At 45.0% G+C, this 11,913-nt stretch carries 10 protein-coding genes; 2 read left to right on the top strand and 8 right to left on the bottom strand.

The window, feature by feature from the left end; translation table 11 throughout:
* Positions 1–41 precede the first annotated feature (41 nt).
* Positions 42–842 carry a class I SAM-dependent methyltransferase gene (locus VM802_RS18705; RefSeq protein ID WP_325533325.1) on the bottom strand — a complete coding sequence of 267 codons (801 nt, stop codon included), beginning with the start codon at positions 840–842 and terminating at the stop codon, positions 42–44.
* 324 nt (positions 843–1,166) lie between these two features.
* Between VM802_RS18705 and VM802_RS18700 the strand changes: the two genes are divergently transcribed.
* The gene (locus VM802_RS18700; RefSeq protein WP_325533323.1) at positions 1,167–4,028 is read left to right on the top strand and encodes a TonB-dependent receptor; all 2,862 of its coding nucleotides are present in this window, start codon (positions 1,167–1,169) and stop codon (positions 4,026–4,028) included.
* An 18-nt stretch (positions 4,029–4,046) separates the two neighbouring features.
* Positions 4,047–5,006 carry a sulfite exporter TauE/SafE family protein gene (locus tag VM802_RS18695; protein WP_325533321.1) on the top strand — a complete coding sequence of 320 codons (960 nt, stop codon included), beginning with the start codon at positions 4,047–4,049 and terminating at the stop codon, positions 5,004–5,006.
* On the opposite strand, the gene VM802_RS18690 is transcribed toward VM802_RS18695, so the two are convergent.
* The 7 genes from VM802_RS18690 to VM802_RS18660 form a co-directional block, all read right to left on the bottom strand.
* Positions 5,001–5,993, bottom strand: coding sequence for a 2-hydroxyacid dehydrogenase (locus VM802_RS18690; RefSeq protein ID WP_325533319.1), 993 nt, complete (start codon positions 5,991–5,993; stop codon positions 5,001–5,003). The two genes, VM802_RS18695 and VM802_RS18690, sit on opposite strands and share 6 nt — an antisense overlap.
* 94 nt (positions 5,994–6,087) lie before the next feature.
* The gene (gene fumC, locus VM802_RS18685) at positions 6,088–7,488 is read right to left on the bottom strand and encodes a class II fumarate hydratase (RefSeq protein ID WP_325533317.1); all 1,401 of its coding nucleotides are present in this window, start codon (positions 7,486–7,488) and stop codon (positions 6,088–6,090) included.
* A 230-nt stretch (positions 7,489–7,718) separates the two neighbouring features.
* Entirely contained in the window at positions 7,719–8,495 is a 777-nt protein-coding gene (locus VM802_RS18680; RefSeq protein ID WP_325533315.1) for an enoyl-CoA hydratase/isomerase family protein, read from the bottom strand.
* 41 nt (positions 8,496–8,536) lie between these two features.
* A complete protein-coding gene (locus VM802_RS18675) occupies positions 8,537–9,733 on the bottom strand; it encodes a S41 family peptidase (RefSeq protein ID WP_325533313.1) in 1,197 nt (398 codons plus the stop codon).
* A gap of 28 nt (positions 9,734–9,761) precedes the next feature.
* Positions 9,762–10,532 carry a porin family protein gene (locus VM802_RS18670; protein ID WP_325533311.1) on the bottom strand — a complete coding sequence of 257 codons (771 nt, stop codon included), beginning with the start codon at positions 10,530–10,532 and terminating at the stop codon, positions 9,762–9,764.
* Between the two features lie 214 nt (positions 10,533–10,746).
* Entirely contained in the window at positions 10,747–10,935 is a 189-nt protein-coding gene (locus tag VM802_RS18665; RefSeq protein WP_325533309.1) for a hypothetical protein, read from the bottom strand.
* 123 nt (positions 10,936–11,058) lie between these two features.
* Positions 11,059–11,865: a hypothetical protein gene (locus tag VM802_RS18660; protein ID WP_325533307.1), complete on the bottom strand. Its 807-nt coding sequence runs from the start codon at positions 11,863–11,865 to the stop codon at positions 11,059–11,061.
* Positions 11,866–11,913 lie beyond the last annotated feature (48 nt).

Raw genomic sequence — 11,913 nt, 5'->3', positions numbered from 1 at the left:
GTTCGCTTAAAGCGAACGTTTTTTATTGTTATAAGACGCTGTTAGAATTTATTGGGGATAATATCTCCTAACTTTTTTCTCACCAATGCTATCCTGCTTTTCCTTGCAGAGATAAAGCCATTGTTCCTGATCACTTTAGAGATGCCTCTCTTTATCCTGACAGAGATGGAACCGAGTGGAACGGCGCCCCCCCATTGTTTATCCGCCTTCCTTAAAAATGCATGTGCATAATCACCCTGACGCCACACTTTCACTTCCTTATAGATGATCACGTTAGTATTGGTGGCAGCCGCCAATGATGCAATGGTGTGCACATCGATGTCTTCATCTACCGGCTGTATCAGCTCAGGAGAGTGTTGCTTCAGGAAAGTCTGGAACTGAGGCGTGGGAAAGGCCAGGAAGATTATGCCAGTATCACTGAGAATATTATTGAGTGTACGATCGAATGATGCCCTGATCTCATTGGGAATATGCTCGTATACATCGAACAGCACGATAAGATCGAATTTCTTCCCGGCAAATACCTCATCATCCAGTATTCCCGCAACAAAGTCTACCTGCCCGCTGGAAAAGAGCCTGTTCGCGATCTCTATAGATTTAGGACTGATATCAAGCCCGGTAATTTTCGCCTCCGGAAAATGCTGGTGCATTTTAAACGACATGTCCCCGATGCCACAGCCGATTTCAAGGATGGTTTGCGGCGGGGAGGAAAGATGCGAAATCAGTGTATCCCAGGCTGCATCATTCCTGGGATTCCCATCGATGAACCCGGTCAGTTTACCTGTTATGTGCTCATCATAATATTTCTCGACATCTTCGCGGATGACTGTTTCGTCTGACATAATAGTTACAGCTGCTTTTAGGATTTTCCGGCTTCCCCGGTTTTCATCCCCTCAAATTATACACATTTCTGTAATTAAACGCCTAAAATGGTTAAAATTTCATGGAGTATCAAACAGCTTGCTACTTTTTTCAACATTAAAACAGCTTTTACTTTGAAATCAGAAATAGCCGTTTTATATTTGTCTACTAATTCTATAGACTATATGACTTCTAAATGTACACACAATTCATTATTAACTGATCGATGTTGAGACATCCGACATTGGCTTTCCTCCCCAGATAATCATTTTACCATCCAGAATCATTTAATGTTCAATAACACTATGCAAAAGTTTTTACCTATACTGGGCAAATACCTCCTGATATTACTGGTATTCTCTCCAGCACTGGCACAGGCACAGCTCAACGGCTCCTACGTCATTGAAGGCAAGATCACTGACGATCATGGCTTGGGATTACCTGGCGCTTCCGTACAGATAAAAAATACATCCTTCGGCGCACAGACTGAATCTGACGGCCATTTCCAACTGACAGCCAACACAAAGTTCCCTTTCAGGCTGGTGATAAGACTCATAGGCTACCAGCCGCAGGAATTTGAAGTAAAAAATAGCAACAGTAAGATCGCGATACAACTATTTACACAATCGCTGCTGGTAAATGAAGTAGTGGTGTCTGCTTCCCGCCAGCAGGAAAAAATGCTGCGGTCTCCCGTGGCTATTGAGAAGTTGGACATCCGCGCACTGAAAGAAACACCATCATCTACGTTCTATGATGCACTGGGTAACCTGAAAGGCGTACAGATGACCACTGCAGGTCTTACCTTCAAAGTATTCAATACCAGAGGTTTCAATGTGCCAAACAACTTCCGCTTCATGCAGCTGGTGGATGGCGTAGACAATCAGGCCGCTACACTGGGAGTACCACTGGGTAATGCCATCGGACCTACGGAACTGGATATATCCAGCGTGGAAGTTACGCCCGGCGCATCTTCTGCGCTGTACGGCATGAATGCTATCAATGGTATGTCCAACCTCGTCACCAAAAACCCTTTTTTGTACCAGGGTGTCAGCGTATACCAGAAGCTGGCTGTCAACCACGTCGGTGAAAGCGGTAGCAGCGCAAAGCTCCTGACAGAAACAGCTGTACGTTATGCACAGGCTTATTCCAAATGGTTTGCCTGGAAAATTAACTTCAGTTATATGCAGGGTACAGACTGGTATGCAGACAGTCATAATGACTTCAATCCGCAATCTAAAGCCAATCCCGACTTTCCACAGCTGAGCGGCGATAACAACATTGCCAACGACGCCTGGAACAAATATGCAGACCAAAGCAACATCCAGATCATCGATAAAGACGGCCGCGCCTATAACATACACCGCACCGGTTACTGGGAAAAAGACCTGGTAGGCGATTACACAGTAAGAAACACCAAGGTGGACGGCTCGCTCAACTTCCGCCTGCCTCATAAAATGGAGGTATCCTACTCCGGCCGCTTCGGCCAGATGGACGGCTTCTTCCAGCGCGGCAACAGGATAGGATTGAAAGGCGTAAGAGTGCAGAATCATAAAATAGAACTGGTACATCCTGATTTTACTGTGCGCTCTTATGTTTCCATTGAAAATACCGGCGATTCCTACAACATGAACCCGCTGGCCGATAACCTGGAAAAATCATTCAAATCAGACAATAACTGGAAGAAAGACTACACCACTGCTCTCAACAAAGCGCTCACAGATGGAAAAGATATTACAGCTGCACACCAGGCAGCACGCACTTTTGCGGATGCAGGCCGGTGGACGCCCGGTACGCCTGAATTTGAAGCGCAACGTGATAAAATTAAAGGCATCAACGACTGGGATATCTACCCGGTATCAAAGAACCCGGCCAACACCAGCGGAGGCGCCGCCCTGCTGCAGAAAAGCCGCTTCTATCATGCCGAAGGCACCTGGAACCTGCGCAAATATGTCACATTTGCAGATGTGTTGGTAGGCGCGGATTACCGCACCTATGAGATCATCCCTGATGGTAACAACTTCGTGGATTTCTCCCTGCCGATGGACAAACGCAATCAACCCAACGGAAAGCATATCTGGTACGGCAAAGCAGGCGGCTTTGTGCAAGTGGCTAAAACATTTTTCAATGATGCATTGAAACTCACCGGCTCCCTGCGCTATGACAAGAACGAACAGTTTGAAGGTAAAGTGAATCCGCGTATTGCCGCTGTTTACAGCATCAAAGACAAACATAATTTCCGTATATCCTGGCAGAATGGATTCCGCTTCCCGTCCTTATTTGAGGCATACTCCTTTGTAAACAACGGACAGGTAAGACGTGTAGGTGGGCTTGCTTTCATTGAAGAAGGGCTTGGCTATTTCAAAAACTCCTTCCTGACTACCAGCGTAGACGCTTTTGGTGTAGCTGTCAACAAAAGTATCAACAATGAACACATCACCAAAGAACAGGCTGCTGCAAAAAATGCCGGCGTACTGAAAGTCGCCAACCTCGATCCGATTGTACCGGAAGAAATCACCTCCTTTGAAGCTGGCTACAAAGCTGTACTGCTGGGCAACAAACTGTTCATTGATCTCGATGGTTACTACAGTTCCTACAAAAATTTCATCGGACAGATAGAAACTGTAGTGCCGCAAAGTGGCAATGTCAGCAATCCCGATCAGAATGTGCTTAATCAGATGCTGGATAAAAACCTGCAAAACAGATACAGGGTGTGGACCAACAGCAAATCTACCGTAAACAACTACGGCTTCGCAGCAGCAGTAACCTACGATATCTATAAAGGATTCACCGTGAGTGGCAACGCCAACTACAACAAACTGGCACAGGATAAAACCAAAGACGATGCATTGATCCCTGGTTTCAATACACCGGAATGGTTCACGAATGTGAGCATCGGTAACCGCAACGTGTTCAGGAATGTAGGTTTCAACGTAGTATGGCACTGGCAGGATACCTTCTACTGGCAAAACCTTTTCGGCAACGGCGATGTACCTGCCTACAGCACTGTTGATGCGCAGATCACTTATCGTGTTCCGCAGATCAAAACCTCTTTTAAAGTGGGCGCCTCCAACTTATTGAACAGTGCATATTTCCAGTATGTGGGAGGTCCTACCATTCGTGGTCTTTACTATCTGACTATCACTTACGACAATGTATTCAAACGATAACCTTTAAAAACACGTGTTATGCCGCAACTAACGGAAACCAACACACAAAGAACAGCAATTATACGTACGCTTCCCGTAAAGGCAGAGAAATCCTGCAAATGGGAATGGTGGCAGATTGCAGCACTTTGTACTGTAGTGGCGGCAACACTGGTGGCAGCATATTTCTACTTTGCACCTGCTGCTTTACAGCAGCGGGTGCATCATTTTACCAGTTCCATATTCACCTCGGAACTGCTGTTCTATATGGCAGCCGGCCTTTGTGCACAACTCGTGGATGGTGCGTTAGGCATGGCCTATGGCGCTACCTCCTCTTCATTATTATTGGGACTAGGTGTATCGCCGGCTATTAGTAGTGCCAGTGTGCATGTGGCAGAAGTGTTCACCACCGGGGCTTCTGGTTTTTCTCATTTCAAGCTGGGAAATGTCAATAAAAAATTATTCCTCTGCCTGCTTATTCCTGGCATGATCGGCGCTGTAACCGGCGCGTATCTTCTATCAGACAAAATCAACGGAGACATTATCAAACCCTTTATCAGTGCCTACCTACTGATACTGGGGGTTATCGTAATCAGGAAAGGCATACAACGGCAGAAACGCAAAGCCAAAACCAGGAGATTAGCGCCCCTTGCTTTCTTCGGGGGGTTCATGGATGCTGTAGGTGGCGGCGGATGGGGCCCTATTGTTACTTCTACCTTATTAAGTAAAGGCAGAACAGTGCATTATACTATTGGCTCAGTGAATGCTGCGGAATTTTTCATCTCGCTCACCAGCGCGGCCACCTTTCTTTTCTTCACAGGCATCAGCAGCTGGCAGGTAATTATTGGGCTCGTGGCAGGTGGCGTTATTGCATCGCCGTTTGCAGCACTGCTTGTACGCAGGATTAAACGCAAGCCTCTGATGATTATGGTCGGCACACTCATTATCCTGCTCAGCCTGCGGACTATTATCCTGGAACTGATACGCTATAAAGTGCTATAGCTTTATCTCATTGAGCAGTGCTTCGTTTTTTTCAAAGCTATTGATATTCTGCAAAGTAGTTTCTGCTATCTGTGTAAGTGCTTCCCTCGTAAAGAAACCCTGATGGGCAGTTATCAGCACATTGGGAAAAGTCGTTAGCCTCGACAGCACATCATCCTGAATAATCGTCCCTGAAAAATTCTGAAAGAACAATTGCTCTTCCTGCTCATACACATCTATCCCCAGCCCGCCAATATGGCCTGTTTTCAATGCTTCCACCACTGATTTAGTGTCTATCAGTCCGCCACGACTGGTGTTGATCAATGTAACGCCGGGTTTCATCTTTACAATAGTATGCCAGTTAACAAGATGTTTTGTATCCGGCGTGAGCGGACAATGCAGCGAAATAATATCAGAAGAAGAAAGGATGCTATCAACAGAACTGTATTCCACACCTGCTTTTTCCAGGTCTTCATTGCTATAGAGATCATGCGCCAGCACGCGGCAACCAAAGCCCCGCATAATGCGGCAGAATACCGCACCAATATTGCCGGTGCCTATCACGCCGACTGTTTTCCCATACAGGTCAAAGCCCTCCAGTCCGCTGAGGGTAAAGTTATTATCACGGACACGATTATACGCTTTATATATCTTCCGGTTGAGTGCAAGAAGCAAAGCAACAGCATGTTCTGCCACCGCATGTGGTGAATAGGCAGGAACACGTACTAATCTGATACCTGCTTCTGCAGCGGCCTTTAGGTCAACGTTGTTAAAACCGGCACAACGCAATGCAATCAGCCTGATGCCTTTTTCTTTCAGCTGGCGGATCACAGCGGCATTCACTTTATCATTCACAAACACACATACAGCCCGTTCATCCTTTATCAGTGCAGTGTTATCCTCATTCAGCGGGTATTCCAGGAAACGGAAACGGTGTGCCCCCTGCTCGTTTGCCTTGTTGAAATACTCCTTGTCATATGGCTGGGTACTGAAAAAAAGTATATCCATGAGCGTTAGTTATGTGTGATAAATGAAGATAATAAAAAAAGAGTCCCCCACTTCTAAGCGCGGGAACTCTTTTCTTCCATAAATATTAACAATATTATTTGATCTCGCCGACCATGTGAGCAGGTACTACCCACTCGTCAAACTGCTCAGGAGTAACATAGCCCAGTTTCACGGCCATCTCTTTAAGAGTAGTGCCTTCTTTATGCGCTTTCTGTGCAATTTCAGCAGCTTTGTAGTAGCCGATCTTTGTATTGAGAGCAGTTACCAGCATCAGGGAATTCTCCACATGCTTCCTGATATTTGCTTCGATCGGCTCGATACCTTCTGCACATTTATCATTAAAGCTCACACAACCATCACCGATAAGACGGGCAGAGTGCAGGAAGTTGTAAATCATTACCGGCTTGAATACGTTCAGCTCAAAGTGACCACTGGCGCCGCCTATGCTGATAGCGACATCGTTACCCATTACCTGTGCAGCGATCATAGTGAGGGCTTCACACTGGGTAGGATTCACTTTACCCGGCATAATGGAAGAACCGGGCTCATTGTCCGGTATATGGATTTCACCGATACCTGCACGTGGACCTGAGCTCAGCATACGTACATCGTTAGCAATCTTCATCAGGCTCACTGCAACAGTTTTCAGCGCACCGTGCGCTTCCACGATAGCATCATGTGCTGCCAGTGCTTCAAATTTATTTTCAGCGGTAACGAAAGGCAAGCCGGTTAATTTGGCGATGTTTTTTGCTACGCTTTCAGAATAACCTTTAGGTGTGTTGATGCCGGTACCCACAGCAGTACCACCCAGGGCCAGTTCACTCAGGTGAGGCAGTGTGTTGTTGATAGCTTTCAGTCCGTGATCCAGCTGGGATACATAACCGCTGATCTCTTGCCCGAGTGTGAGCGGAGTAGCGTCCATGAAGTGGGTACGGCCTATTTTCACAATATGTTTAAATGCTTCTGCCTTCTGTGCCAGTGTATCACGCAGTTTTTTAATACCGGGAATAGTTACTTCCACCATCATTTTATACGCTGCGATGTGCATAGCCGTAGGGAACGTATCGTTAGATGACTGGGATTTGTTGACATCATCATTCGGATGCACGAATTTGTCCTTATCAGTAAGCTGACCACCATGAATAACATGTGCACGGTAAGCAACCACTTCATTAACGTTCATGTTGGACTGGGTTCCGGAGCCTGTCTGCCATACTACCAGTGGGAACTGGTCGTCCAGCTTACCTTCCAGGATCTCGTCGCACACCTGGCCAATCAGGTCACTTTTTTCCTGGGGCAATACGCCGGCTTCCAGGTTGGTAATAGCTGCAGCTTTCTTCAGGTAAGCAAACGCCTTGATGATCTCTTTAGGCATTTTATTAATATCCTGAGCGATCTTGAAATTTTCAATGGAGCGCTGTGTCTGAGCACCATAATAGGCATCCACAGGCACTTTCACCTCGCCCATCGTGTCTTTCTCTATTCTAAATTCCATAGCTTGAACTTTTAAGGGTACAAACCTACGGAATAACTGTGATTTTTTTGATTTGTACGATTTACCTGATGTACGTAGAATAACACAGATGATTGAATGATTTTCTTAATGTAATAAGCCGAAATAAATAATAAAAGTAAATCCCCGACAGAATGTATCAGCCGGGGATTTACTTCAAATCTTCAATTCAAAACTAATTTCGCTTATCACTGAGTCGCAAAATCACTGTGTTACTCCCCGATAAAATTCGGCTTCCTCTTCTGAATGAAAGCACTGGCGCCTTCCTGCAGATCTTTGGTAGCAAAGCAGGCAGCAAACTCTTTCACTTCTGTTTCAAAACCGTCCTGATTTTTATCCAGTGCGGCATTCACACATTTTACAACCCTGGCAATAGCGAGAGGTGCTTTTGATAATATTTTCTGAAGAAGAGCAATGGCTTTAGGCAGCAACTCTTCCGCAGTCACGACGTGGTTTACAAGCCCCCATGAAAGGGCATCTGCGGCTGTGATCATGTCACCGGTCATCATTAGCTCAGTGGCTTTGCCTCGGCCGATCAGCTGCGTAAGACGCTGTGTACCGCCATAGCCGGGAATCAGGCCCAGGTTTACTTCAGGCTGACCAAACTTTGCGTTCTCACTGGCTATGCGAAAATGACAAGCCATTGCCAGTTCGCAGCCACCTCCCAGCGCAAACCCGTTCACTGCAGCAATAATAGGCTTAGTACTATTCTCAATGCGGTGAAATACAACATGCCCGCTCTTGGCCAGCTCTTCTCCTTGCTTGGGGGATAACTCCAGGAATTCGGATATATCAGCACCGGCAACAAATGCTTTGTCGCCGGCGCCGGTAATAATAGCTGCTTTGATATTGTGATCTCCATACACTTCATCTACCACGAGCCCCAATTCTGCCATCACCTGGCGATTGAGCGCATTCATCTTATCCGGGCGGTTGATGGTGATCACCAGTATATTGTCATTCAGTGTTGTGCTTAATGTCTGATACATGGGTTTAATTTTATGATCAATATTAAGCATTATTCAACAACCTAACGAATCAGGCCGATAGCCGCTTCTAATTGCATATCCCGTCCCGACTTAAGTGCTGCCGCATTGAATTTTACTTCCTTCTCAGGGGGATAGCCAACTCCTTCATATATTTTACCATCAAGGTTTTTAAACATCAGGGAAGAAGTGTATACCAGGTTAAAGAATCCAGTAGTGAACTGACCTCCCTGGTAAAATTTATTACCAGTGAGTGGGCCATTTCCGCCCCAGGTGCGCTCACCTACGAAATGCCCGTTAGGTAACGTTTTCACAGCCATGGTGGTGATTTCCGCCATACTTACTGACCATGCATCTGCCAGCACTACAATTGGCGCCGCGACAGCTTTTGCACCCGGCTGCGGTTTTACGTACGCAGGAGCCCAGGGTGAGTAATCAAGACGGCCATTGCCCTGTTTGGAACGGGTATAACCAAAATGTAATGGCTTGTCAATCATCCTTCCCAACAGGAAATCCAGATCTGCCAATGAACCGCCGCCATTGCCGCGCACATCAAGGATAATTCCTTTAATATTCGGTGTACTCTGCAGCAGGTCAAAGAAATACTTTTCCGCCAGTCTGAAGCGGTTTGTAGCATTAGTGGAATCGTTGTACAAGTCCGTCAGATTAAATCCACTGAAATAGAAATAAAGGATATTCTGGTTGATCGTACCCGCTACACCTATTACCTGATCATTAGGCAGATTTGTGAATCCTCGTTTCCACGTAGGGTCCAGATACTTTCTGGGAATCGTATCATAAAAATGATAAAGGCTCACATTTCTAATAGATGGATGATAATCCGGGCTTTTAACTTTCCGCTCGAAAGCCGGACTTATTGAACCAGAGTCGTTCATCAGATCCTGATCGCGGAAGCTGAGGTCATAGTGGGAATCCACAAGTCCCGCAGTCATTTCCTTGAAATAAGTATATGACTTGCGTACGTCTTTTTCATCGTACAGATTGAGCTTTGCAAAGAGAGGCTTATAAGTTTTATAAACGCGGTCCCAGTCAGTAGTATCTATGTCCCAGAAAACATAGTTGTTGTTCATACCCGTCCAGTATGCGTCAAACACTTCATTAAAGTTGGCTGCCACGTAGTCTTCTGGTCTGTTGAGCTGAGGTATTTCTTTTCGGCAGGAGGAGATGATTACCGCTGATAATGCTACCAGTGCAATAATATATTTCTTAAGATGTTTCATCTTATCTTGAATTAACAGTTAACAATAATTACTTCGCAGTTTCAGCGGGTGCAGCGTGATGAAAAAGTTTCCGTAGGTTAAAGAGGCATCCGGCTTGTATCACGTAGGTGTCGTTATAACGGGGTACCTGGTTGACCATATAATCTTTCTGCTGATCAGTGAGACTATAGTAATAACGGCCTTCTACAAAGAACCTGAAACGCTGGCTTAATAAATATTCCACACCTGCGCCTGCCAGTAATCCGAACTCCATACGGCGATCACGACGGGAGTCGAATGCATACTTTTCATTGTAGTTGTAAGGCTTGTTGAGCTGGAAATAATTGTCGATCGGCTTATCATCAGGGATAGGATCGCCAGCATCAAATATATTAGCCATTGTGCCCTTTATGCGCCCATTAACCCAATACGCGCCATAACCACCAGCATTGAAGAAACCCTTCAGCTTATCGCCACCGAATGAGAAATGTGCCATCAATGGCAACTGAACGTAACTGTTGGTATTATTCTGATAAATACCATCAAAAAAATTACTGCGCTCGTAGCGGTAATTCTTCTGAATGTAGGAAGGCTCAGCCTGTACTGCAAGCCAGTTGTTAAAGGTATAGCGTACAGGGATACCCACTACAAAGCCGCTGCGGCTATCATACTTTGCAAAGGTTCGTGCACCAGCACTGGTGTGCACATAATTTTTGTTGTAGCCTCCGGTAATACCAACTTCAAACTGGCCTTGGGCTTGGGTTTGGATAGTCAATAATCCAAAGAGCAGCCCGGATAGGAACAAACACTTTCGCTTCATAACAGATTTGTGTTAATTGATTGACATAACAATAAAAAAATATACGCTATAACCACCGGTATTGAAAAACCCTTTCAATTTTATCACCACCGAATGAGAAATGCGCCATCAATGGTACCTGAACGTAACTATTGGTATTATTCTGATAAATACCATAAAAAAAATTACTGCACCCGTAGTGGTAATTCTTCTGAATGCAGGAGGATTCAGTTGTTTAACAAATAGGAATACCCACTACAAAGCCGCTGCGGGCATCATACTTTACAAAGGTTCGTGCGCCAGCACTGGTGTGCACATGATTTTTGTCGTATTCGCCGGTTACTCCGGCTTGAATCTGGGCCTTGGTTTTAGTGGTCGCTAATCCAAAGAGGGATGCGGAGAGGAACAAACACTTTCGCTTCATAACAGATCTGTATTATTTGGTTGACACAACAATAAAAAATCCCGAAGTAAATATTCAATATTTACTTCGGGACACTAAATGTAAGGATTTATTACTTAATCGCTGTTACCGTTTATCATTGGATTAATAATTTACTTCAATCTCCGCCTTACCACTTTTCATACGCATATAATGTCTTTTCTTTTTCACTTTGAAATAATTCACACCGCTAAAGTTATAACCCAGCGTTACAAATATCAGATTGGCATCTGTTCCCTTATAAGGATAAACTTTTCCAGTGCTGCTGGTATAACTGAAATCCCTGTTGAAGAAATTCTGTGGATAATATTGTACTTTCAGTCCAAACCCCGGCTCAATACGGAATCCTGCAAACAGAGACGGCATAAATAATGGCGTGCGGTCACTGAACCACTCGTTGAACTTATGAACCTTCTTTCCGTTTATAAATTGCTTCTCCTTGTAGTTAAAAGCCAGGTCTATTTCTCCACCCGCAAAAAAGAAAAATGTGCCACCGGTCACATCCCCAATCTTGAAGCCAACAGGAATACCAAAGGTATACACACGCTGTTTAAGTTTAAGCGAATCATTTGGTTTGGAAATCAGTCCGATGTTCTTGAAATCAATACCTGTGAATACCCCGAAGTTCTTCGTAAAATCTTTGTTGAAATTGGTGTTGAAGTTGAAGATAAAACTGAAACGCGGAATATTACGCATGTATTCGCCATCCTGCTTCATTGAGGCAAAGGAAAGCATGCCGGACAGGCCGGAAGTAACGTAGATCTTATCACGATGTTTCGGGTATTTTCCGAAGGTGATACTGATGGCTGATTTGGTATTTTCATTACCGGTGCTGTCAGTCTTCTCCTGTGCAGTTACAACAAGGCAGGATGTCAACAGTAACAGTAAGCCAAGGTACAGTTTACATTTCATAATCGGGTTATTGGTTTTTTAGATTGGCAGAATAATACTAAAACCAAA

Source organism: Chitinophaga sp., from assembly GCF_035538455.1.
Lineage (GTDB): Bacteria > Bacteroidota > Bacteroidia > Chitinophagales > Chitinophagaceae > Chitinophaga.
Note: the sequence above shows the minus strand (reverse complement) of the source record. Positions and strands in the feature narration are given on the sequence as shown.

Coding starts and splice junctions, on each gene's coding strand:
- VM802_RS18705 (WP_325533325.1), bottom strand. CDS start 842: ATGTCAGACGAAACAGTCATCCGCGAAGATGTCGAGAAATATTATGAT.
- VM802_RS18670 (WP_325533311.1), bottom strand. CDS start 10,532: ATGAAGCGAAAGTGTTTGTTCCTATCCGGGCTGCTCTTTGGATTATTG.
- VM802_RS18675 (WP_325533313.1), bottom strand. CDS start 9,733: ATGAAACATCTTAAGAAATATATTATTGCACTGGTAGCATTATCAGCG.
- fumC (WP_325533317.1), bottom strand. CDS start 7,488: ATGGAATTTAGAATAGAGAAAGACACGATGGGCGAGGTGAAAGTGCCT.
- VM802_RS18700 (WP_325533323.1), top strand. CDS start 1,167: ATGCAAAAGTTTTTACCTATACTGGGCAAATACCTCCTGATATTACTG.
- VM802_RS18665 (WP_325533309.1), bottom strand. CDS start 10,935: ATGAAGCGAAAGTGTTTGTTCCTCTCCGCATCCCTCTTTGGATTAGCG.
- VM802_RS18690 (WP_325533319.1), bottom strand. CDS start 5,993: ATGGATATACTTTTTTTCAGTACCCAGCCATATGACAAGGAGTATTTC.
- VM802_RS18695 (WP_325533321.1), top strand. CDS start 4,047: ATGCCGCAACTAACGGAAACCAACACACAAAGAACAGCAATTATACGT.
- VM802_RS18680 (WP_325533315.1), bottom strand. CDS start 8,495: ATGTATCAGACATTAAGCACAACACTGAATGACAATATACTGGTGATC.
- VM802_RS18660 (WP_325533307.1), bottom strand. CDS start 11,865: ATGAAATGTAAACTGTACCTTGGCTTACTGTTACTGTTGACATCCTGC.